Origin of the sequence: Pseudomonas brassicacearum, from assembly GCF_000585995.1 — a bacterium.
Lineage (GTDB): Bacteria > Pseudomonadota > Gammaproteobacteria > Pseudomonadales > Pseudomonadaceae > Aquipseudomonas > Aquipseudomonas brassicacearum_A.
This window is the reverse complement of sequence record NZ_CP007410.1, coordinates 582,429-605,682: the sequence shown is the minus strand read 5'-3', so window position 1 is coordinate 605,682 and position 23,254 is coordinate 582,429. Positions and strand designations below refer to the sequence as shown.

Genomic DNA, 23,254 nt, shown 5'->3' with positions numbered 1-23,254 from the left:
CACAAAACCCTGTGGCGAGGGGATTTATCCCCGCTGGGGCGCGAAGCGGCCCCCTTCAGCTGGATTGGGTACATATCCATTTCTGCGGTAACGGCCACTTAGGGTTCCGCCCTGACGGCGGGTCACTTTCGAAAAAGCGCGAAAGTAACCAAAGCGCTTTTGCCCCACCACTCGGCACCTCGCCTAGGCTCGGTGTGCCCTCACTCCGGCATTGCTCCGTGGGCCCGCTGCGAAGGGCCATCCATGGCCCAGCGCAGCTATCCCGGCATCCATGCCGGGATGCCCACTGCGCAATGCCTGCGTTCGGCCAGCGTGGTTAATGGGGCGCCGAGATCAACGTCCGACGCGAGGCGGCCTGAGAGCCGGCCTGGTTTTGGGTGATCGCGTTTCTCCAGTGGGAGCGAGCTTGCTCGCTTTTGCGCGCGGTGTGGTCAGGGTTGTGTATTGACGTTGTCCAGCATCCGATTTGCCAATAAAGCGCCCAGCTCGATCAGTTGCTGAATGCCAAGGGCAACATGGCGTCGCGAGCCTTCCAGGTCGAAGGCAAGGTCGCTGACCATGGCATTGGCTGAGGCCAGGGTTTCGCTGAGGTTGGCCAGCAGGCTTTCGGTGTCGATGCCGTCCACGACGGTGAACAGTTGACCTGGGGGCTGTTTCTTTTTGGCTTGAGGTTTGGGGTCGAGATAGTGGTCGATGGCGCGTTTGGCGGCTTCATCGAGTTTTAGGGGATCGAGCCCGGCGTGGGCTGAGGTGGGATCGGTTTCGGGGGGATTGGGTGTGGCTTTGAACATAGTGCAGCTCCTTTGGCGTAATGGAGCCGCCACTTCCCGTTTCCAGGCGAGAAGGTGGCAGCTATGCGCGGGCTGGAAAACCGGAGTAAGGAGCAAACCCGGCAGACTCGAAAGTCTCCCGCGCACAGCCGCCATAACGCAGAACTGCACACGCAAAAAAGCGATGCAGTATCTCATGTGGCGCGCTGTTGCATGCTCACTTATCGGGTTTCCAGGCCCGGCCGCTGAATTGGCAGCGACGGGAAAAGGTTAGCGACAGCCCTTCCCACCCGGCAACCGCCAGAACTCGTCGGAAAAATCTACTTGAATCAGAAAGTGTGTCCGACCATTCCCACAAACCCTGGTCGGCTGTCAGGCCGCCATCGCGAGCAAGCTCGCTCCCACAATGGACCTGCTGTGCCACAAGATCTGTGTACACCTGCGATCCACTGTGGGAGCGGGCTTGCTCGCGAAAGCGGTGGGTCAGCTTGCATCAGCATTGCATGTGCCGCCGTCTTCGCGAGCAAGCCCGCTCCCACAATTGGATCGGAGTACGACAAAAGAGCCAGGTCGGCTATAAGGCCGCCTCGCGGTGGACGTTGATCTCGGCGCCCCTTTAACCACGCTGGCCGAACGCAGGTATTGCGCAGTGGGCATCCCGGCATGGATGCCGGGATAGCTGCGCTGGGCCATGGATGGCCCTTCGCGGCGGGCCCACGGAGCAATGCCTTCGTTCGGGCATGCCGAGCCTAGGCGAGGCACCGAGTGGTGGGGCAAAAGCGTTTTGCTTACTTTTGCGCTTCTCAAAAGTGAGCCGCTGTAAGAGCGGAACCGCCAGTAGCCGTTACCGCAGAAATGGATATGTACTCAATCAGACCGCCATCGCGAGCAAGCTCGCTCCCACAGTTGGGCCGAACTCAATACCCGTCGGACTCATAGTCCGGAGTAAAAGCAAACCCAACCACCCGCTCAACCCCCGTCTCCAACCGCCCATCCGGCCAAAGCCGCAACCACCGATACCCCGGCGCCTGCGAGCCCACCGCAAAATCCTCACTCCCCGGCTCAAACTGAATGCAGGTCGAAGGCGAAGCCAACAACCGAACCCCCTCACGCACCCGGTCAACCTCCTGATGCACATGCCCCCACAGAACAGCGCGCACCTGAGGAAACCGATCCAACACCGCAAACAAAGCTTCCGGATTACGCAACCCAATAGGCTCCATCCACTCACACCCAATCGACACCGGATGATGATGCAGACAAACCAGATGATGCCGCTCCGGCGCCTCACTCAAGGCATTCGCCAACAGAATCAATTGCTCCTCAGCCAAAAACCCCGGCACCGACCCCGGCACGGCGGAATCCAACAGGGTGATGCGCCAGTTGCCAACATCCACCACCGGATCGAGCAGCGTACTCTGGACCGCCGCCTCCAGCATGACCTGCGGCTCATCATGATTACCTGGAATCCAGCGCGCCGGCGCTTCGATTCGCCCACTCATCTGCCGAAACGCCTCATAGGACTCCAGCGTTCCGTCCTGGGACAAATCCCCGTAGCCAGCATCAGGTCGATCTTCGGCTGCTGCTTGAGCACCAGGTCGACGACCGCCCGCAGGCTGTCACGGGTATTCATGCCCAGCAACGAACCCTCGGCCTCGGCAAACAGGTGACTGTCGGACAGCTGGACCAGCAACGCAGCATCGGCGGTGGTCAGGATGGATACGTTCGGCAAATCGCTCTCTCCCAGGCGCACTCACGCCGTTGGATGACGCCGCAATTATGCTGGGGAAGATCGAAAGGGGAAACCCGCGAACCGGAACCGGTTCACAACCAGTGTCCAGTATTTGAAAGACAACTACCGAACGACTTCGAACTCGTGGCCCAGCGCCAGGCAATGACTCAGCCATTCACCCAGGAACAGATTCAACTGGGCCTTTTCGTCCGGCTGGTGCATTGACGCATTGGGATAAGGATAGATGCCGCGAAAGCGTCGTGCATGTTCGGCGCTCACGACTTCGGCCATGCGCGCATCGTGATAGACCTGGACCTCCAGCTGCGGCACCGGCAACCAGGGCAGGCTGTGCTCTTGGCGCACCTGCAAGGTCGTGGTGTAGGGGCAAGTCTGCAGCACTTCGAGGGCCAGCACGCCGAGCATCTGGTCGCCGTGGGTCACGGCGATGCGCCGTGGTGCCGGGTCGTTGCGCATGTCCGGCAACAGGCGCATCAGGCGGGCGTAGTTGGCCTCGCAGGCCGCCTGCAACCCCACCAGATCGACACGATAGCGATCGCGCAGCTTGTTCAGGACCATAGCCCCCTCACTTCCTCGCGATTCAAGGCCAGCCATTGCAGGGCGATGATGCTCGGTGCATTGCAGATTTTTCCGTCGCGCACAGCTTGCAGGGCATCCTCGAAGGACCAGACCTTGACGCGGATATCCTCGGCTTCCTCCAGCAGGCCATGCAGCCCGCCTGCCCCTGTGCTGTCGCAACGCCCCAGATACAAATGTACGAATTCATCGCTGCCGCCCGGCGATGGAAAATACTTGGTCATCGGCCAAAGGGCGGCGAAGACAAGCCCAGCTTCCTCCTGCGCTTCGCGATGAGCAACTTCTTCCGGTTGTTCGTCCTTGTCGATCAGGCCGGCCACCAACTCCACCAGCCAAGGGTTGGTGGCCTTGCCAATGGCGCCGACACGAAACTGTTCGATCAACACCACTTCATCGCGTTGCGGATCGTAGGGCAACACGCACACCGCGTCATGACGCACGAACAATTCCCGGCTGATTTCACGGCTCATGCCACCGGCGAACAACTCGTGGCGCAAGTGGACGCGATCGAGCTTGTAGAAGCCCTGGTAGCAGCTCTCGCGCTTGACGATGTCCACGGTGCTCGGTGTGGCGTTGGCGAAATCGGTCATGACAATCCTCGTTTACAGTCGATCAATACGAGGTTCCAACCTCGGCTTCGCGCCATCCTAACGCGGCGATACCCTTTGATGCAGCCCCTTTCCACTCATCGAGATGGACGGCAGAAGGTGAAAGAACTCTAATGAGCTTAGTGGCGAACTGATTGTCCTGCTGACAGTCGAAGCGGGTAACTTTTCGCCTTTCCCTGTTTCATGAAGGACGCCCATGTCGCTTTTCAAAACTGCCTCCGTGGCCGCCATTGCCCTGACCCTGGGCGCCTGCCAAAGTCTGTTCGCACCCAACTACCGCGCACCGCTGGAAACCACCCGCGATGCCTCGGAGCAATTGCAACCCGGCTGCGCCAGCGCCGACTGCCCCTTAGTGAACATCGACACCCTGCGCTTTCCCGCCGAGCCGACCCTGGACGGCATTGTCGAAAAACGCCTGCTGGAATTGGCCCGTTCCACCCCGGGCGCCCCAGTGGCGCCAACGCTGTCCGCCTATCGCGAACAGTTTTTGCGCAGCGCCGCACCGGGCAACAGCAGCTATTTACAAGCCAAGGTACGTGAGCAGCATGACGGCTTGGTGATCATCGAACTGTCCAGCTACCTGGACACCGGTGGACCCCACGGTACGCCGGGGCGCGGTTTCATCAACTATTCGCGCCCACAGCACAAGGTACTGACGTTGTCGGACATGCTGCTGCCAGGCCAGGAAGAGGCCTTCTGGAAAGCCGCCCAGGTTGCGCACAACAGCTGGCTGATCAGCACCAAACTGGATCAGGAACCGGAGTTCCTGAAACAGTGGTCGTTCCAGAAAACCCCGAACGTGGCACTGACCTACGGCGGGGTGATCCTCAAGTACGAAGTGAGCACCATCGCGCCATACGCCTTGGGTCATATCGAACTGAAGATCGCCTATCCTCGCCTCAATGGCATCCTCAAGCCCGAGCTGTTCCCCGGCCGTAGCTGAAGGCTCGGCCCAGCAACAGTTGCAGCAAACCTGCCAGAATCAGTGACGGCAGGGTTGCACCGACATCCGGATAGAGGTTGGCCAGCAAATGATAAGTGCTCACCCCACCCAGCCACGCCAACAGGGCCGGCCAGCGCAACGCGGCTGACACCACCTGGCTGCTGCGCTTGCGCAGGATGAAGTGGTCCACCAGCACCACGCCGAACAGCGGCGCGAACACCGAGCCGATCAGCAACAGGAAGTTCTGGTACTGCGCCAACGGTGCGAAGCAGGCGATCAAGGTACAGATGACGCCAATCGCCAACGCCAGGTGCTCGACCTTCAGCCCCGACAACATGCCGCTGGACACCGCCGCCGAATGAATATCGGCAAAGGCGTTTTCCGACTCGTCCAGCAGAATCAGCAGTAACGGAATGCCCAGCCCGGCACCGGCCAGGGCCAGCAGCAACGCGTTGACTTCACCGCTCGGCGCGAACGCCAGGGTGTAGGCCACGCCCAGGCTCATCAGCCAGAAATTACCGATAAAGAAACCCACGGCAGTGCCGCCGAAGACGTTTTTGGCGCGCTGGCCGAAACGTGAGTAGTCGGCGATCAGCGGCAGCCAGGACAACGGCATGGCAATCGCAATATCGAATCCCACCGCCAGCGGCATCGAACCGTCGCCCGCCTGGGCCCACAACGCCGCCAGGTCAGCCTTGGCGAACAGGTTCCAGGTCAACCAGATACACGCCGCCAGCAGCAGCCAGATGCCCCACTTACGCAGGATTTTACGCACGAAAGTCAGTGGGCCGCTCACCGCGAGCAGGGTCGCCAGGGCACCGAAGAACAGTGTCCATAGCAACGGATTCGCCCCCAGGCTGCCTTCACTGAAGGCCCGCGCGCCGAGCAGGCTCGCCGCATCGCGCATGACGATGATTTCGAACGAGCCCCAGCCGATCAGTTGCAACAGGTTCAGTACCGCTGGCACGCTCGCGCCCTTGCCGCCGAGGCTGAGCTTGAGGGCGGCCATGGCCGACAGGCCGGTGTCGCTGCCGATCACGCCGACCGCCGCCAGCAGCAGGACGCCCACCAGCGTACCGAGGAAAATTGCCAGCAACGAACCACTCAGGCCCAGACCCGGCGCGAGCAAGGCGCCGACCTGCAAGACCATCAAACCGATGCCGAGGGAGAACCACAGGGAAAACAGATCGCGGGCGCCGAAGACGCGTTTGTCCAGGGGGACGGCGGTGTCTGGGGAGTAGGTGCTGGGTTGGATGTTCAAGAGTGTTATCTCAGAGGAATATTTGTTGTTCTGATGATCGCCTTCGCGAGCAAGCCCGCTCCCACAATGGATCTGCTGTGAACACAAAAGCTGCGTACACCAACGATCTACTGTGGGAGCGGGCTTGCTCGCGAAGGCGGCGGTGAAATCACCGCCACCTTGGGCTCACATCACACTTTCTTGTAAAGCTGACTACCTTCCTGCTTGAACCGCTCAGCCTGCTCCGCCAAGCCCTGGGCGACATCGACATCCACCGCTTCAATGCGCTGGTTGGCCGCGTACTCGCGCACTTCCTGGGTGATTTTCATCGAGCAGAATTTCGGCCCGCACATCGAGCAGAAATGCGCGACCTTGGCCGAGTCCTTCGGCAGGGTTTCGTCGTGGTACGAACGGGCGGTGTCCGGGTCCAGGCCAAGGTTGAACTGGTCTTCCCAGCGGAACTCGAAGCGCGCCTTGCTCAAGGCGTTGTCGCGGATCTGCGCGCCGGGGTGACCTTTGGCCAAGTCGGCCGCGTGGGCGGCGATCTTGTAGGTGATGATCCCGGTCTTGACGTCATCCTTGTTCGGCAGCCCCAAGTGTTCTTTCGGGGTCACGTAGCAGAGCATGGCGCAACCGAACCAGCCGATCATCGCCGCACCGATACCGGAGGTGATGTGGTCGTAGCCCGGCGCGATGTCGGTGGTCAGTGGGCCCAGGGTGTAGAACGGCGCTTCGTCGCAGCACTCGAGCTGCTTGTCCATGTTCTCTTTGATCAACTGCATCGGCACGTGGCCCGGGCCTTCGATCATGCATTGCACGTCGTGCTTCCAGGCAATCTTGGTCAACTCGCCGAGGGTTTCCAGCTCACCGAACTGCGCTTCGTCGTTGGCGTCGGCAATCGAGCCGGGACGCAGGCCATCGCCCAGCGAGAAGCTGACGTCGTAGGCCTTCATGATTTCGCAGATGTCTTCGAAGTGAGTGTAGAGGAAGTTTTCTTTATGGTGCGCCAGGCACCACTTGGCCATGATCGAACCACCCCGGCTGACGATACCGGTGACGCGCTTGGCGGTCAGCGGCACGTAGCGCAGCAGCACGCCGGCGTGGATGGTGAAGTAGTCGACGCCCTGTTCGGCCTGTTCGATCAGCGTGTCGCGGAACAGCTCCCAGGTCAGGTCTTCGGCCGCGCCGCCGACTTTTTCCAGGGCCTGGTAGATCGGCACGGTGCCAATCGGCACTGGCGAGTTGCGGATGATCCATTCGCGGGTTTCATGGATGTGCTTGCCGGTGGACAGGTCCATGACCGTGTCCGAGCCCCAGCGGATGCCCCAGGTCAATTTCGCCACTTCTTCTTCGATGGACGAACCCAGGGCACTGTTGCCAATGTTGCCGTTGATCTTCACCAGGAAGTTACGGCCGATGATCATCGGTTCCAGTTCGGTGTGGTTGATGTTGGCCGGGATGATCGCGCGGCCACGGGCGATTTCATCGCGTACGAATTCCGGGGTGATGACTTTCGGCACGCTGGCGCCGAAGCTGTGGCCGGCGTGTTGCTGGTCCAGCAGGCCGGCGGCGCGGGCCACTTCCAGCTTCATGTTTTCGCGGATGGCAACGTATTCCATCTCGGCGGTGATGATGCCTTTGCGCGCGTAGTGCATCTGGCTGACGTTGGCGCCCGGCTTGGCACGACGTGGGTTATTCACATGGGCGAAGCGCAGCTTGGTCAGTTCGGGATCGGCCAGGCGTTCCTGACCGAAGTTGGAACTCAGGCCCGCCAGGCGTTCGGTGTCGCCACGGGCTTCGATCCACGAAGAACGCACATCGGCCAGGCCTTTGCGCACGTCGATGATCACGTTCGGGTCGGTGTACGGGCCCGACGTGTCATACACCACCACTGGCGCGTTGATTTCGCCGCCGAAGTCGGTGGGGGTCACGTCGAGGCTGATTTCGCGCATGGGCACGCGGATGTCCGGGCGACTGCCCTGGACATAGATTTTTTGCGAGCGGGTAAAGGGCTGGACCGATTGCTCATCGACCTTGGCCGAATCGCTGAGGTTGGTCGCGTTTTTTGCTTTTGTCGTCATCACGGGCTCTCCAGACACACATCCAGGCAGTGGATTTTTGTCGGAGCGAACCTGTAACGAATGGACGCATCCCTGCACGAAAGTGCGGACGCTGTGCTTGCTGCTCGAGTGCGTTCAATGGTCGAACGACATCCCGGACGAAGCACAAGAGGACTCGCCGGGTGACGAGAAATCTTGTTCCCTACGCAGGCGCTAACCTGATCAGGTTCAACGGGATCCGAAATTATTCGATCTCAGCCTCATAGCAAGGCACCCCGACAAGAACCCGGCCAGTCTAGACACAACCACGAGAGAACGCCATCACCCGGGTAAAAGGCGTGATGAATGGCGCATATACAGGATTGTTGCGGCGCGTGCGCGCAACTACACTCGCTACGCCGCGCACATCAACATGCGCACTCTCATTCGTGAACTCTCATTTTATAAAGCAGGGATTGCCTCATGCTGCGCAAACTTTCACTGGCCCTCGCCGTGTCTTGTGCGTTCAATGGAATGGCCTGGGCTGCCGAAGCGCCCCTGACCACCAAAACCGATCTGGTGAGCGTGTACCAGGAGGCCGTGGACAACAACGCCGACCTGGCCGCCGCCCGCGCTCAATACGGCGCCCAGAAGGAAGTGGTACCCCAGGCGCGCGCCGGGTTGTTGCCCAACCTTTCGGCCGGGGCCGACCTGAACAACACCCGTACCGAGCTCGACCAGCCGGCGCTGACCGCCACCCGCAGCGCCACGGTCTACCAAGCCACGCTGTCCCAACCGATTTTCCGTGCCGACCGCTGGTTCCAACTCCAGGCGGCAAAGTCCGTCAACGAACAAGCCTCGCTGCAACTGTCGGCCACCGAACAGAACATGATCCTGCAAAGCGCCGAGAGCTATTTCAATGTGCTGCGCAGCCAGGACAACCTGGCCTCGACCAAGGCTGAGGAAGCGGCGCTCAAGCGCCAGCTCGACCAGTCCAACGAGCGCTTCGACGTGGGCCTGTCGGACAAGACCGACGTGCTGCAATCCCAGGCCAGCTACGATACGGCACGGGCCAACCGGATCCTCGCCCAGCGCCAGGTCGATGACGCCTTCGAAGCCTTGATCACCCTGACCAACCGCCAGTACAACTCGCTCCAGGGCATCGTCCACACCCTGCCGATCCTGCCGCCGGCACCGAACGACGCCAAGGCCTGGGTCGACACGGCAGCCAAGCAGAACCTGAACCTGCTGGCCAGCAACTACGCCGTTGATGCCGCCGAAGACACCCTGCGCCAACGCAAGGCTGGTCATGCGCCGACCCTCGATGCGATCGCCCAGTACAAAAAAGGCGACAACGACGGCCTCGGCTTCACCAACCCGAGCCCTACCGGACAGCGCTATGGCAGTGATGCCGAGCAACGTACCATCGGTTTGCAGTTGAGTATCCCGATCTATAGCGGCGGCCTGACCAGCTCCCAGGTGCGCGAGTCCTACTCGCAGCTCACCCAGACCGAACAGCAGCGCGAAGGCCTGCGCCGGCAGGTGGTGGAAAACACCCGTAACCTGCACCGCGCGGTGAACACCGACGTGGAACAGGTCCAGGCCAGGCGCCAGTCGATCATCTCCAACCAGAGCGCGGTGGAAGCCACGGAAATCGGCTACCAGGTGGGCACTCGCAACATCGTCGATGTGCTCGATGCCCAGCGCCAGCTGTACACCTCGGTGCGCAACTACAACAACGCCCGCTACGACTACATCCTCGACAACCTGCGGCTCAAGCAGGCCGCCGGGACGTTGAGCCCGGCGGATCTGCAGGATCTGTCACGTTATCTCAAGCCTGACTACAACCCGGACCGGGACTTCCTGCCACCGGACCTGGCCCAGGCAGCGGCGCAGCAGTTGCGCTCGCGGCCGGCGCAATAACGTAGAGATATAGTGTGTGGCAATGAGCTTTTGTGGTGAGGGGATTTATCCCCGCTGGGGTGCGCAGCAGCCCTAAAACCTGACAGCGCGGTGTGTCAGTTGTTTGAGAGTGGGGGCGCTTCGCACCCCAACGGGGATAAATCCCCTCGCCACAAAGGCACGCTCCCAGTCCAAGACAGGTGGTCTGCTCGCGATCAATCGATCAACCGCCCCAACCCCTCCAGCAACCGCTGCAATGCGCCCTGATTGGTGCGCATCACCTTCAACCCCGCCTCGGCCATGCGCTGGGCATCGCGGGGCAGCTCGAACAGACGCTGTACCGCCAAGGCCAGGCTCTGGGCATCGTCGACTTCCTGCAACGCCCCGGCGGCACGCAGTTGCGCGGCGATTTCAAGGAAGTTGAACAGGTGCGGGCCACTGAGTACCGGCTTCTGTAACGCCGCCGGCTCCAGCAAGTTGTGCCCGCCGTTGGGCACCAGGCTGCCACCGACGAACGCACTGTCGGCCAACGCGTAGAGAAACAGCAGTTCGCCCATGGTGTCGCCCAGCAACACTGACGTCTGGGCGGTGACCGGTTGTGCACTGGAGCGCCGGACCGTGGCGAAGCCTTGGCTTTCGCACAACTGGTGCACGGCGTCGAAACGCTCGGGATGACGCGGCACCAGGATCAGCAACGCATCGGGATAGCTGTCGAGCAGCCGACGGTGGGCGGCCAGCACCACTTCATCCTCGCCTTCATGGGTACTGGCGGCGATCCAGACCGGGCGCTCCGTGGCTAGCCACTGGCGGCGCAAGGCGCTGGCGCTTTCCAACAGTTGCGGGTCGATGGTCAGGTCGAACTTGATCGAGCCGGTGACCTCGACGGTTTCCGCCCGGGCGCCCAACTGACGGAAACGCTCGGCTTCGGCGTCGGTCTGGACGGCGAACAGGCTCATCTCGGCGAGCATCGGCCGAGTGAGCTTGGGGAAACGCCCATAGCCGCGCGCCGAGCGCTCCGACAACCGCGCGTTGGCCAGGGCCACGGGAATGCCGCGCCTGGCGCACTGGTGAATGTGGTTGGGCCACAGCTCGGTTTCCATGATCACCGCCAGCGACGGCCGGACCCGGTCGAGAAAACGCTTGGCGGCGCAGGGCAAGTCGTAGGGCAGATAGCAATGCTGGATGCGCGGCTCGTTGGCGAACATGGCCTGGATCCGCTCCGAACCAGTGGGCGTCATGCAAGTGACCGTGATCGGCAACTGCGGATAACGTTGCAACAAGGCCCGGATCATCGGCGCGGCGGCGATGCTTTCGCCCACCGACACCGCGTGGACCCAGATGCCGCCCGGCACCATGACCGGCAGACCCCAGGAGAAACGCTCGCCGATGCGCCGGGCATAAGCCGGCGCCTTGCGGGCCCGCAGCCACAGCCGAATCGCTACCAGTGGCAGCCCCAGATAAAACAACGCGCTATAGAGAGTTCTGTTCATGGCGGCGGAGTTTATCGGTTTTTCAGCCGATCGCCTGCAACTGCACGGCAAAACGTTCCGCCAGCCAGCGTGCGGCCGGGCCCAGGGGTTCGTCGCGGCGCCAGACCAATTCCACCACGAGGGCCGGCGGGGTCCATTCGCTCTTGAGTTCGACCATATCCCCCAGGTACGCCGGATACTGCACCACATGCCGTGGCAGCCAAGCCCAGCCCAGTCCGCACCTGAGCCATTCGGCCAACACATAGAAGCTGTCAGCCCGCCAGACCTGTGGGCTGGCCTGCTCGCTGCCGGGGTAGACGCTGGACTGGGTCGCCATCAACAACTGGCGATGCCGGGCCATTTCCAGGCAGGTTACGTACGCATGATTGGCCAGGGGATGCTGCCGGCCGCACACCGTCACCATCTCGACGCTGCCCAGCACCCGGCGCTCCAGCGCCTCGGGGATCTGGTCGTGGTAGAACAACAACCCGAGGTCGGCGCGACGCTCCACCAGTTTGCGCGCAACATCGCCCTGGGCGGCGCTGGCCAGTTGCACTTCGAGGGTCGGGAATCGTTCGGCCAGCGCCGCCAGGCTGTCGATGACGGGTTGATAGGGCATGGCTTCGTCCTGGGCCAGTCGCAGCGACGCTTCCTGCCCTCGCATCAGGGCCAGGGCCCGACCATTGAGACGCTCGCACTGGCGCAACACTTCCCGCGCCTCTTCCAGCAACGCCTGGCCGGCGTCGGTGAGCTTCGGCTGGCGGCCACTGCTGCGCTCGAACAGGCAAACCCCCAGGTCGGCTTCCAGCAGGGCAATTGCGCTGCTGATGGCCGACTGCGCCTTGCGCTGGTCCCGGGCCACGGCGGAAAACGAACGCTTGTCGGCGACGCCGACGAACAGCCGCAGTTGCTCCAGATTCCACTGAACATTCATGGCTCAACCTATCTCGCATACAGATAGGTAATGACTTTACCCCATCTGACGCCGCTCTAAAATGACGACATCGAAAGACGCAACCTTCAAAAAGGAGTCGCCCATGAACGCTTACTACTACCTGGCTATCGCGATCTGCGCCGAAGTGATCGCCACCGTTTCGATGAAAGCGATCAAAGGCTTGAGCACACCCCTGCCTCTGTTGCTGGTCATCGCCGGGTACGGCATTGCGTTCTGGATGCTCACCCTTGTCGTTCGCACCGTCCCGGTGGGCGTGGCGTATGCGGTCTGGGCCGGAATGGGGATCGTCATGGTCAGTGTGGCGGCGTTGTTCATCTACGGGCAGAAGCTGGATGTGCCGGCGATACTGGGGATGGCGTTGATTGTGTTGGGGGTGGTGGTGATCCAGTTGTTTTCCAAGACTGCCGGACACTGAAGCTGCAAGAGAAGGCACCCCCTCTCGCTTGTAACTTGCAGCTTGAAGCTTGAAACTTGCCGCTTCATTTCCTCCGAGGTCGCCGCATGCCATCCGTTATTTCCACCGACGTTCTGATTGTCGGCGCCGGAGTCGCCGGCCTCTGGCTGAATGCGCGCCTGCGCCGCCAGGGCTTTTCGACCGTGTTGGTGGAAAGCGCCAGCCTCGGCGGCGGGCAGAGCGTCAAATCCCAGGGCATCATTCATGGCGGTGCCAAGTACGCCTTGCACGGAGCCCTGACCGGCGCCTCGGAAGCCATCGCCGACATGCCACGGCGCTGGCGCGAAGCCCTGAAGGGCGAAGGTGAACTGGACCTGTCCGGCGTGCGCCTGCTGTCCGAGGCCCATTACCTCTGGTCCCCGGGCACCCTGGCCGGCAATCTCACCAGCTTCTTTGCCAGCAAGGCCGTGCGCGGTCGCGTCGATCAGGTCAAGGGCGAGCAGCTGCCGCCAGCCCTGCAAGACAAGCGCTTCAAGGGCAAGGTCTATCGCCTGGCCGAACTGGTGGTGGACGTTCCCAGCCTGATCGCCCGCCTGGCGGAACTGGCCGGCGACAGTTTGCTGGCCGGACAACACATCGAACCGCTGCGCGACGGTGACGAGCTGGTAGGCCTGAAGGTGGATGGCCGCGAGATTCGCGCCCAGCGCATTGTCCTCAGCGCCGGGGGCGGTACCGCCGACCTGCTCAAGGCCCTCGGCCTGGATCAACCGGCCATGCAGCGCCGGCCGCTGCACATGGTGTTGGTCAAGGGCCCAAGCCTCAAGCCTCTCTACGCCCACTGCCTGGGCGGTGGACCAAAACCACGGGTCACCGTGACCACCCACCCGGCCGCCGACGGCCAATGGGTCTGGTACCTGGGTGGCGATCTCGCTGAAGGCGACGCCGTGGCCCGCGAGCCCGCCGCGCAGATCGCCGTCGCCCAGAAAGAACTCGGCCAGTTGCTGCCCTGGGTCGATCTCAGCACCGCGCAATGGGCCGCGTTGCGGGTCGATCGCGCCGAACCGCTGCAATCGGGCCTGACCCGTCCGGACAACGCCTTCCTCGCCGAGCAGGATCGCCTGCTGGTGGGTTGGCCGACCAAACTGGCCCTGGCCCCGGATTTCGCCGATCGGGTGATCAGCGCGCTGCAACGCGATGGTCTGAAGCCAAGCCACCCAGCCCCACTGCCGGACCTGCCAAAACCGCCCATGGGCGTGCCTGCCTGGGAGCAATTGCTGCCATGAGCCAACCGACCCTGCACGATTTCTATCGCCCGCTGGGCCAGACCGGCCCGATGGTTTCCCCCCTAGGCCTGGGCACGGTCAAGCTCGGTCGCGACCAAGGCGTCAAGTACCCCAACGGCTTCCAGATTCCCGATGACGACGAAGCGCGCAGGCTGCTCAAGCTGGCGCGCGACCTGGGCATCAACCTGATCGACACCGCGCCGGCCTATGGCAGCAGCGAGGAACGCCTCGGCCCGCTGTTGCGCGGCCAGCGACACGACTGGGTGATCGTCAGCAAGGTCGGCGAAGAATTCAGCGACGGCCAGTCGCGCCACGACTTCAGTGCCGCCCATACCCGACTCTCGGTGGAACGCAGCCTCAAGCGCCTGGAAACGGACTATATCGACCTGGTGCTGGTGCACTCCGACGGCAATGACCTGGCAATCCTCAACGACAGCGAGGTCTATCCAACGCTGGCGGCGCTCAAGCGCGAGGGCAAGATCGGCGGCTTCGGATTTTCCGGCAAGACCGTCGACGGCGGTTTGAAAGCCTTGGAGCAAGGCGATTGTGCGATGGTCACCTACAATCTGAACGAACGAAACGAGAAGGCTGTCATTGACTACGCAGCCGAGCACGGCAAAGCGATCCTGGTGAAGAAGGCCCTGGCCAGCGGTCACGTCTGCCTGAGCCCGGGTGTGGACCCGGTCCGTGCCAGCTTCGAACTGTTGTTTGAGCATCCTGGGGTCGCCAGTGCTATTGTCGGCACCATCAATCCGCTGCACCTCGCCCATAACGTCTCGACCGTCGCCAAGGTCCTACGTAAAAATTGACGCCGCTCCGCGCGGCATTAAGGAAGGAGCCGACATGCCGCGTACGCTCATCAGAAAGAACCCAAGCAACTTCAAAACCCTGCCCCTGCTCGTCGAAGCGACACCCGAAGGCCTGACGTACCAAAGCGTCGGGATGCCTTTGAATTTCTCCCAGACCTTGCAACGTCGTCGCCCGGTGACGGTGGACGATGCCGAGCGTTTTTCCCTGGAGCTGGCGAACCTGGGCGTCTCGGTGCGCCTGACCCTGCATTGGCAGAATCGCGACTATTGGGTGCTGGTACGCCAGCGGCGGCAGGATCGCGGCGACGTGGTACTCAAGCTGATTTCCGGTTATGTCCCGGCCCACGAGCTGAACCTGCCGCTGCTCACCGCCATCAATGAGATTGCCGAAGAGTGCCTGCTGGAAACCCCGGAAGGCTGGCTCGGCGGGCGCTTCAACGACACCTGGCTACCCGCCCCCTACGCCACGGCCCTGCATTACCGCGAAGCCTTGCCGTTTCGCCTGACGCCGCTGTCGGGCTCGGCCCGTCCGGTGCGCAGCGCCAACCTGCAGCTGATCGAACGGCCACGGGCCTACGTGCATCTGCCGACGGCGTCGTTGCAGCTGATTTACGATTTGCGTCTGGATGTGCCCAAGGAGGCCAAGTCCCTGAGCCTGTTTCACGTCGATGAACGACTGGAGGGCGATCAACTGGTGGCGCGCCTGGACCGCAAACGACCGGACTTGTACTTGATGCCGCTTGAAGACGGCAAACCGATAGGTGAGCTGTATACGCTCAAACGCGATCAGCTGGTTCCGGCCAGCACACGAGGCCTGCATTTGGCTGAAAGCTTCGCCAGCCAAGAAGGCTGGGTGGTTCGCGACGAACGCATCCGCTGGAAGGATTGGCTCGTGAAACAGGGCCTGGTCGTGCACCCGCCTCGTCGCCAAGGCCTGACCAGCTTGCACAAAAAGGCCATGGGGCTGATGCGCATGGTTCGCGGAACGCTGCACAAATAGCGTCAGCTGGAACGTCGTTTATCTACGTAGGTGCGCCACCGCGCGAACAGATGGAAGTAACGGTTCTCGCGCTTTCCCATGCCGCGTTTGGGCGAGAACGACTCTTCTGCGAAAGCGCCATTGATCCGTACCCGTGACGCAGTCGTCGGCAGGGTGCAAACCCTGACCCGCGCCTGCTGCAAAGCGTATTTGAGCAGCCGCTCGGAATGCAGTTTCCTGCCCGTCGCCTCGCAAAAGTCGAAAATACGTTCGATACGCTTGCCATAGGCCCGGTAGGCGCCCCGTCCGCAGATCGCAAAACGATCGTTCAAACCACCCCACCATTGCCAATCCGGAATGTAGGCATTCAATCTGCGAGCATCAGAGTGAGCAAACACATAAGCGGGAAGCGCTGTGTGGTAGAAATTATCGGGACGCACAAACACGACGAAATCCGGATCAAACGGTTCCATCATGGCCGTCACGATGTGCAAGGAGTTGAGCTGGTAGATCAGGTTTCTGAGCGAAGCGTGTTCATCTGCCCAGGTATCGCCCAAGGCCTTGACCCGTTCGAAGTCCCAACGCTCCAGAACCCCATTGGTAGGATCGAGCCGACCGGTCATGGTGCTGAACGGTGCATAGTTGTCCGCGTTCAGCTCACCTTCCTCACCCGAGCGAGTGTTGTGGATCTCGTCGATTTTGTACAGGTGGTAAAAACACTGCACCTCGCTGCCCGCCGGGATTTGCGCCAGGACGTTTTCTCGAATAGAGGGAAAGCAGATCTCCGAGTTTCTCGGGATACCAAAAAATGCCACCGCAACTTTCAACACGCATCCTGCCCCTGTCGTAAAAAGAACTTGCCCCTGACGGCATCGTATCAGGCTAGCCGACCTTGCCAACCTGACTCAACGGCGACGAAACCAACCTTGCCACCAACGCCTGCGCTGCAACGGTACGACGGTCACATCGGCCTTGAGCAGCCACTGCCGCTCATAATCCCAGGCGTGCCCACTCCAGAACTTGCCCGCCTCGTTGGAAAAGCCCAGGGTCATGATTTGATAGGTATAACCTGCATGAGCGCGCAGCCAATCGAACAGCACCAGCGCATTGAAACCGGTGGAGGGACCGACATAGCGCTTGCCACCTGGTCTATCGACCGGATAGTTCCACAAGGGCGGCAACGGCATGCGTTCCCGATACAGGACCACCCCCGGCAGCGGCGACATTTCCCCGGTGCACCCCACCAGCATGGTGAAACATCGCGCGCCGGGCAGCTCGAACAATCGCTGCACCTCGGGGTTGCAAGGCAGGCCGAAGAAATAGGCATCGGGGGCATTGAAACCGTGCACGAACACATTAACGCTCTGCGGGCTGAGCAGCGCCGATTTCACACAGGTGTTGAACGTCACGACCACATCATCGCTACCGATATCGAGCGCCTGGAAGTCGGCTGCCGTGATCGCCGGATTGTTCGCCACCAGCACCACCCGCGACGCCCTTTCCAAGCAGTCCTTCAAGGCTTGGGGCAACGCACCGAATAGCGATTGATGACCGCCAGGCAGTTCATCCAGCGCCATTTCGTCACCGACTTGAGGCACGCGATCATTCATGTCGTCTATTCCGGCACGTTCATGCCGTAGCGCAGCTTGACCCACCAACGAGTGAACGCCGAAGGTGCTTGCCAGGGCCGCATCTCCCGCTGGATTTCCTCGGCCAGGGTCTGTCCGACACGCGCAAAGGAATACCGGCTCTCGGCGAAGGCCTGGCCGTTACGGGCGATCCGCGCGGCCAGCTCCGGGTCACGCTGCAGCAGCTCAAGCTTCTGCACCGCCTCATCCTCAGAGCGATAGAACACGGTGTTTTCCATGTCCGCAAAGCCCAGCAATTGATCTTCCTCGCCCTGACTCCAGGCCAACAGCACGCATCCGCAGGCCATGGCCTCGAAGTTCTTGATCATGAACTCCCCCATGCCCAGGTCGGCGCTGACGAAGATTTTGATGCGATTAAGTGTTTCCAGGTATTCGCTACCCGATTGGGTCCGCGTCACAAGCATGCCGGTGCGTCGAACCAGGGCTTCAAGCAACGCTTTGCGCTGAGCGTATTCGGTGCTCTTGAGGCTACCGAGAAAACCCACGGGAATATCACGGGCACTGTCGGTGTTGCGCAGCATCTGTTCGTCATACCCCTTGGAAACGAACACAGCATCGATGTTCTCGGCTTGCATCCGACGGGCCACAACGGCCCCCGACACCAAAGCGCGGCAACTGGGAAGACGGCGGTATAAACGCGAGTAGACACCTTTGTACTTACTTTCGCGCATGTAGTTCTGATAAGCGTCGTGTTCAAGGAAGACCAACCCCGGAATGCACTTCAACACGCTTAATTGCGGGACCAGGCGCTTGACCCGAGTAAAAATCACCACCCGGTCGAAATCTTCGTAATTGACCGACGACAGGAACCGGCCGAGGTTCTTCTGCTGCTGCTTGCTCAGGCGATAGATCGCGCAGTCGTCACAGTTCTCCTGCACGACTGCATACAGTCGATCAAGGATCACACGCTGTTCATCCATCACCAGGAGCATGACTTTCATAAATTAATTAACCACGAAACGAAAGAAAGCGGGGCCAAGGAACGGGTTCGGCCCGGAAAAGGTAGACGCTAGCGGTGCAAACCTTCCCCAGGATATGGAGTGAGCCCATCAACGGCTGCGGATCTTTTCGACAATGGCTGTCGTAGAACTGTTCTCTACTAACCCCAATACTTTCACGGTGCCGCCGTAGGCCGCGACGATGTCCGCCCCCACGACCTGGTCGATCCCGTAGTCGCCGCCCTTGACCAGCACATCCGGCTTGACCTGGCGCAGCAGGTTCTCCGGCGTGCCTTCACTGAAGCTGATCACCCAGTCCACCGCGCCAAGGCCGGCCAGGACCGCCATGCGCCGGTCGACGCTGTTGATCGGGCGGCCCGGCCCTTTAAGACGACTCACGGAGGCGTCGTCATTGACCGCGACGATCAGGCGATCGCCCTGGGCCCTGGCCTGCTCGAGGTAGGTCACATGGCCAGCATGCAGAATGTCGAAGCAACCGTTGGTAAAGACGATGCTCTCGTTGTGGGCACGGGCATCGTCAACGGCCAGCAGCAATTGCTCCAGGCCCAGGACGCCTCGTTCGGAACCTTCTTCGCGCTGGATGGCACGCCGCAGTTCCGGGGCGCTGATGGCCGCCGTACCGAGCTTGCCGACGACAATGCCCGCCGCAAGGTTCGCCAGGGCCACCGCATGGGGCAATTCCTCGCCCGCGGCAATCGCTGCGGCCAGGGTGGAAATCACCGTGTCGCCGGCACCCGTCACGTCGAACACTTCACGGGCACGCGCCGGCAGGTGCAACGCGGGGTGATCGGGACGCAACAGGGTCATGCCGTGCTCGCCACGCGTCACCAGCAAGGCACCGAGCTCCAGGTCATGCATCAACTGCGCGCCTTTGCTCACCAGGTCGTGCTCATCGACACAACCACCAACGATGGTTTCGAACTCGCTGAGGTTCGGCGTGATCAGGCTCGCCCCACGATAGATGGAAAAATCCTTGCCCTTGGGATCGGCCACTACCGGAATGCCACGGGCGCGGGCGGCCTGGATCAGCTCTTGATGGTTTTTCAACGCACCTTTGCCATAGTCCGACAACACCAACACCTTGATGCCTTCGAGCAGGCGATCAACCTCGGCACCGAGGGCCAGGGGATCGGTGGCGAAAGGTTCTTCGAAGTCGATCCGCAGCAGTTGCTGGTGACGACTCATGACCCGCAGCTTGACGATGGTCGGCTGGTGCGCGATACGCTGGAATATCGCTCGCACGCCCGCGCCCTTGAGGCTGTTGGTCAGGCTGTCGGCGGCTTCATCGTCACCGGTCACGCCCACCAGAGAGGCCGGCGCGCCGAGGGCAGCGATGTTCAGGGCAACGTTGGCGGCGCCACCGGGGCGGTCCTCGATGTGCTCGACCTTGACCACCGGAACCGGCGCCTCAGGGGAAATCCGTGAGGTACCGCCATGCCAATAGCGGTCGAGCATGACATCGCCGACCACCAATACAGGGGCTTGATCGAATCGCGGCATGGACAACTTCATGGAGCATCCCACATACAAAATGAACAGGGCGGGGATATTAGCACAGGGTTGGCGAAGGCTAGTCCATGGCTGTAACGGGATGCTAGAGGGCGTTCTCGATTAGTTTTGCAGCAATGCGGATAGTCGCTCACAAGCCTGGTCCAGCTCCACTTCGCAGGTATTGATCTCACAGTCCGGAGCCAGGGGCGCTTCGTAGGGGCTGTCGAGCCCGGTGAAATGCTTGATCCGCCCGGCGCGGGCTTCGCGGTACAAGCCCTTGGGGTCGCGCTGGGCGCAAACGTCGAAAGGCGTGCTCACATAAACCTCGATGAAGGTACCCTGGGAAAATAACTGTCGGGCGGCTTCCCGGTCGGCACGAAACGGTGAGATGGCCGCAACGATGACGATCAGGCCGGCATCGACCATCAAGCGCGCCACCTCGGCAATGCGCCGGATATTTTCCTTACGGGCTTCGGCATCCATTCCCAGGCCTCGGCACAGCCCCTGGCGCAGGTTGTCACCGTCGAGCAGGGCCGTATGCAAGCCTCGCTGGTTGAGCTGCACTTCCAAGGCATTGGCCAGCGTCGACTTGCCCGCTCCCGACAACCCGGTCAACCAGATACAGCGCGGTCGCTGGGCCTTGATGGCGGCCCGATCCTGGGGCGTAAGAGCCGGCGCGCAAGGGCGAATTTGTACCTGCTGCATCGATATTTTTGACGTCTCATTCATAACCGAGCATCTCGTAGTCACGTTGATACACCCGCCGCACCAATCGACGGGTTCGCACGGAGCAGATTTCCCGCACAGGCGCCGAAGCGCGTTGCTGGGATAAATTCACATGGGGCAACGTCGCACTCAGGCCCAGATGTTGGCATATCCGCTGATAGTCACGCTCCAAATGCTCCTGGTAACCGATGAAGTCCATCGCCAGGTGGCCGAGGGAGTCGGTGAGGAAGTCCGTCTGGGCGGCAAAATGCATCTGCCGCGTAATGTTCTCAGGGTGCAGCCAGCGGAGGATGAAATCATCGAAGTCGCGGTAACAGCTCACCAGTTTCTGCGCCGCTTGGTCGCGCGCCCCCAATTGGTTGCCCCGCAGAAAAGCATAGGCCGAATACGCACGTTCCAGTGGGTCGCGGACAAAAGCAAATTTGAAACTGGCGGCGTACTGCTCTGGAAACTGCTCTTCGTACCAGTACAGCGGCAGATGCCCCGGGCTGTAGCCTTCAAACATGCCTACGCAAACGCTGCTACCGGCGCATTTGGGCACATGGATGAACAGGCAGGCGAGCTGAGAGAACGCTTCGGGGAAATGGCGGTTGGCCGACATCGATTTGTTGACGACCTGTCGATCGACAACCGACAGGCGTCCCAACAGGAAAGCGCGTTGCGACTTGGGCAACAGCTTCCAGAGATAACGTTGCAGCATTGCAGTACCCACGCGAAGGGGATGGCCCCCTCGATCATTAAAGTTCGTTCAGGAAAGTCCTGTGGCCAGAACCTTACCAAGCGTGGGTCGCAGATTTATTGTGGGTTGGTCAGTAGACGTATCAGTTTCGATACAGATTCCGGTGGAAGCCAAGTGTGCCCAGCGCCACCGGTTTCATCTATTCAGGCAATGTCCTGGGCCGGAGCGTCCAGGCCCATGGCATTCAGGCGCGCGTAGTAACCGTTCTGCGCCAGGAGTTCGCCATGGGTCCCGCGCTCGACGATGCGCCCCTGGTCCATGACCAGAATCAGGTCGGCTTTCTCGATCGTCGACAGACGGTGGGCGATAACCAGAGTCGTACGACCTTTCATCACCTGGTCCAACGCGGCCTGGATATGCCGTTCCGACTCGGTGTCCAGCGCCGAGGTGGCCTCGTCGAGAATCAACAGCGGGGCGTTTTTCAACAGGGCCCTGGCAATGGCCAGACGCTGGCGCTGGCCGCCGGACAGCAGCACGCCGTTTTCACCGACCTGGGTGTCCAGGCCTTGAGGCAACTGCCTGATGAAGTCCATGGCATAGGCGTCTTGAGCGGCCTTCTCGATATCGACTCGCGGCGCACCGGCCAGGTCGCCGTAAGCGATGTTGTTGGCAACCGTGTCACTGAACAGCGTTACATGCTGAGTCACCTGGGCAATGTGCCGGCGCAGGTTCAATAGCTTGTACTGTTCGATTTCAACGCCATCGAGCAGAATCTCGCCATCGTCGTGGTGATAGAAACGCGGTATCAGGTTAGCCAGGGTGGATTTGCCGCTACCCGAACGCCCCACTAGTGCAACCATTTGCCCAGGCTCGACCGAAAAACTGATGTCGTTCAACACCTGCCGCTCCGTGTCCGGGTAGGTGAAGCTCAGATGGCGCACGTCCAGCCGCCCACTGACAGCATCACGCTCGACGGTACCGCTGTCGGTTTCCGGCTTGACATCCAGTTGCTCGAAGATACTCTCCGCCCCCGCCACGCCTTTCTGGATGGTGGAACTGACTTCCGATAGCTGGCGGATCGGCTTGGGCAGCAAACCGGCCAAGGTAATGTAGGCCACCATGTCGCCCGCCGAGGCATCGCCACGCAGAAACAGGACAAGAAACATCAGCACGGCCATGGCGCTGTAAATCACCAGTTGCAGCACTGGCGTGTAGATCGCTCCGGTGCGTGTCATGCGCAACTGCTTGTCGGTATTCCCCTGGCTGGCCTCGAGAAAGCGCTTCTGCTCATAGACCTCGCCGCCGAAACTGCGCACAACGCGATAACTCTGGATGGTCTCGGAGGCAACATGGGTCACATCCCCCATCGCAGCCTGGATTTTTTTGCTCTGCTTGCGAAATTTCTTGCTCGCGGTGCGGACCATGAGCGCGATCAGCGGCAGGATCGCCACCATCACCAGGGTCAGGCGCCAATTCATGAATAGCAGTGAGGCGAACAGGAAGATCACGGTCATGCCTTCACGGATAACGACCTTGATCGCATCCGTTGCCGCCCCGGTCACCATAGTCACGTTAAAAGTGATACGGGAAATCAGATGACCCGAGTTATGTTTGTCGAAATAGCGGTTGGGCAGGGTCAGCAGGTTGTTGAACAACTGCACCCGCAAATCATGTACCAGCCCCAACGAAACCTTGGCCAGGAAATAATTGCCCAGATACGATCCCAACCCCTGCCAGGCAGCAATGACAATGATCAGCAACGGCACGGCCTGTAATAACTGCAGGTCGCGCAGGTAAGGCACCGACGGAAACAGCACGGCGTTTGGATTGGAGAGGCCGTCGACGAAGTACTTGAGGATGTAGCCAAGCATCGGCTGGGTAGAAGCGAAGATCAGGAACCCGACAATGCTCAGCGCGAACAAGCCAACGTAGGGCTTCACGTAGCCAAGCAGGCGGAAATAGACTTTCAAGCTCGAAGGGCTTGCAGGAAGACTGGAGTCGGCCATATCACGCGAATGTCGATAAAAAGGACG

Annotated in this window: 20 protein-coding genes, 1 pseudogene and 1 riboswitch; of the genes and pseudogenes, 6 read left to right on the top strand and 15 right to left on the bottom strand. The window is 61.1% G+C overall.

The annotated features are described in order from the left end of the window. Window positions 1-431: 431 nt before the first annotated feature. From CD58_RS02565 to CD58_RS02550, 4 genes and pseudogenes are all read right to left on the bottom strand, one after another. Window positions 432-791: a DUF6124 family protein gene (locus CD58_RS02565; RefSeq protein WP_025211523.1), complete on the bottom strand. Its 360-nt coding sequence runs from the start codon at window positions 789-791 to the stop codon at window positions 432-434. 896 nt (window positions 792-1,687) lie between these two features. Beyond that, window positions 1,688-2,502 (bottom strand): annotated as a pseudogene (cpdA, locus tag CD58_RS02560) (3',5'-cyclic-AMP phosphodiesterase). A 123-nt stretch (window positions 2,503-2,625) separates the two neighbouring features. Continuing rightward, window positions 2,626-3,078, bottom strand: coding sequence for a DUF1249 domain-containing protein (locus CD58_RS02555; RefSeq protein WP_003186471.1), 453 nt, complete (start codon window positions 3,076-3,078; stop codon window positions 2,626-2,628). Beyond that, window positions 3,069-3,686: an NUDIX domain-containing protein gene (locus tag CD58_RS02550; protein ID WP_025211522.1), complete on the bottom strand. Its 618-nt coding sequence runs from the start codon at window positions 3,684-3,686 to the stop codon at window positions 3,069-3,071. The genes CD58_RS02555 and CD58_RS02550 overlap by 10 nt, the downstream gene beginning before the upstream one ends. A gap of 214 nt (window positions 3,687-3,900) precedes the next feature. Here CD58_RS02550 and CD58_RS02545 point away from each other — a divergent pair, with 214 nt between their 5' ends. After that, window positions 3,901-4,647: a DUF3298 domain-containing protein gene (locus CD58_RS02545; RefSeq protein ID WP_025211521.1), complete on the top strand. Its 747-nt coding sequence runs from the start codon at window positions 3,901-3,903 to the stop codon at window positions 4,645-4,647. Here CD58_RS02545 and cytX read toward each other — a convergent pair. Beyond that, a complete protein-coding gene (gene cytX, locus CD58_RS02540) occupies window positions 4,616-5,908 on the bottom strand; it encodes a putative hydroxymethylpyrimidine transporter CytX (protein WP_025211520.1) in 1,293 nt (430 codons plus the stop codon). The two genes, CD58_RS02545 and cytX, sit on opposite strands and share 32 nt — an antisense overlap. Window positions 5,909-6,078: 170 nt before the next feature. After that, a complete protein-coding gene (gene thiC, locus CD58_RS02535) occupies window positions 6,079-7,968 on the bottom strand; it encodes a phosphomethylpyrimidine synthase ThiC (protein WP_025211519.1) in 1,890 nt (629 codons plus the stop codon). A 161-nt stretch (window positions 7,969-8,129) separates the two neighbouring features. Beyond that, a riboswitch (TPP riboswitch) is annotated at window positions 8,130-8,235 on the bottom strand. A gap of 174 nt (window positions 8,236-8,409) precedes the next feature. Here thiC and CD58_RS02530 point away from each other — a divergent pair. Then, on the top strand, window positions 8,410-9,849 hold the full coding sequence (locus tag CD58_RS02530) for a TolC family outer membrane protein (RefSeq protein WP_025211518.1): 1,440 nt from the start codon (window positions 8,410-8,412) through the stop codon (window positions 9,847-9,849). A 194-nt stretch (window positions 9,850-10,043) separates the two neighbouring features. Here the strand turns inward: CD58_RS02530 and waaA are convergent, their stop codons facing one another. Further along, complete coding sequence (gene waaA, locus CD58_RS02525; RefSeq protein WP_025211517.1) at window positions 10,044-11,318, bottom strand: lipid IV(A) 3-deoxy-D-manno-octulosonic acid transferase; 1,275 nt, start codon at window positions 11,316-11,318, stop codon at window positions 10,044-10,046. 22 nt (window positions 11,319-11,340) lie between these two features. After that, the gene (locus tag CD58_RS02520; protein WP_025211516.1) at window positions 11,341-12,231 is read right to left on the bottom strand and encodes a LysR family transcriptional regulator; all 891 of its coding nucleotides are present in this window, start codon (window positions 12,229-12,231) and stop codon (window positions 11,341-11,343) included. Window positions 12,232-12,334: 103 nt separating this feature from the next. Here CD58_RS02520 and CD58_RS02515 point away from each other — a divergent pair, with 103 nt between their 5' ends. From CD58_RS02515 to CD58_RS02500, 4 genes are all read left to right on the top strand, one after another. Further along, window positions 12,335-12,667, top strand: a complete 333-nt coding sequence (locus CD58_RS02515) for a DMT family transporter (protein ID WP_025211515.1) — start codon at window positions 12,335-12,337, stop codon at window positions 12,665-12,667. Between the two features lie 86 nt (window positions 12,668-12,753). Continuing rightward, complete coding sequence (locus CD58_RS02510) at window positions 12,754-13,929, top strand: NAD(P)/FAD-dependent oxidoreductase (protein WP_025211514.1); 1,176 nt, start codon at window positions 12,754-12,756, stop codon at window positions 13,927-13,929. After that, window positions 13,926-14,738, top strand: a complete 813-nt coding sequence (locus CD58_RS02505) for an aldo/keto reductase (RefSeq protein WP_025211513.1) — start codon at window positions 13,926-13,928, stop codon at window positions 14,736-14,738. Before CD58_RS02510 ends, CD58_RS02505 begins: the two co-directional genes overlap by 4 nt. A gap of 34 nt (window positions 14,739-14,772) precedes the next feature. Continuing rightward, window positions 14,773-15,738, top strand: coding sequence for a hypothetical protein (locus CD58_RS02500; protein WP_025211512.1), 966 nt, complete (start codon window positions 14,773-14,775; stop codon window positions 15,736-15,738). Between the two features lie 2 nt (window positions 15,739-15,740). On the opposite strand, the gene CD58_RS02495 is transcribed toward CD58_RS02500, so the two are convergent. The 7 genes from CD58_RS02495 to msbA all read right to left on the bottom strand — a co-directional run bounded on the left by CD58_RS02495 (window position 15,741) and on the right by msbA (window position 23,227). Beyond that, complete coding sequence (locus CD58_RS02495; protein ID WP_025211511.1) at window positions 15,741-16,547, bottom strand: hypothetical protein; 807 nt, start codon at window positions 16,545-16,547, stop codon at window positions 15,741-15,743. Between the two features lie 75 nt (window positions 16,548-16,622). Next, complete coding sequence (locus CD58_RS02490; protein ID WP_025211510.1) at window positions 16,623-17,327, bottom strand: hypothetical protein; 705 nt, start codon at window positions 17,325-17,327, stop codon at window positions 16,623-16,625. 5 nt (window positions 17,328-17,332) lie between these two features. Continuing rightward, on the bottom strand, window positions 17,333-18,307 hold the full coding sequence (locus CD58_RS02485) for a glycosyltransferase (RefSeq protein ID WP_025211509.1): 975 nt from the start codon (window positions 18,305-18,307) through the stop codon (window positions 17,333-17,335). A 108-nt stretch (window positions 18,308-18,415) separates the two neighbouring features. After that, a complete protein-coding gene (gene hldE / locus CD58_RS02480; protein ID WP_025211508.1) occupies window positions 18,416-19,837 on the bottom strand; it encodes a bifunctional D-glycero-beta-D-manno-heptose-7-phosphate kinase/D-glycero-beta-D-manno-heptose 1-phosphate adenylyltransferase HldE in 1,422 nt (473 codons plus the stop codon). A 99-nt stretch (window positions 19,838-19,936) separates the two neighbouring features. Next, on the bottom strand, window positions 19,937-20,521 hold the full coding sequence (gene cysC, locus CD58_RS02475) for an adenylyl-sulfate kinase (protein WP_080712492.1): 585 nt from the start codon (window positions 20,519-20,521) through the stop codon (window positions 19,937-19,939). 16 nt (window positions 20,522-20,537) lie between these two features. Continuing rightward, window positions 20,538-21,242, bottom strand: coding sequence for a sulfotransferase family 2 domain-containing protein (locus CD58_RS02470; RefSeq protein ID WP_025211506.1), 705 nt, complete (start codon window positions 21,240-21,242; stop codon window positions 20,538-20,540). A 182-nt stretch (window positions 21,243-21,424) separates the two neighbouring features. Continuing rightward, a complete protein-coding gene (gene msbA / locus CD58_RS02465) occupies window positions 21,425-23,227 on the bottom strand; it encodes a lipid A export permease/ATP-binding protein MsbA (RefSeq protein ID WP_025211505.1) in 1,803 nt (600 codons plus the stop codon). Between the last annotated feature and the right edge of the window lie 27 nt (window positions 23,228-23,254).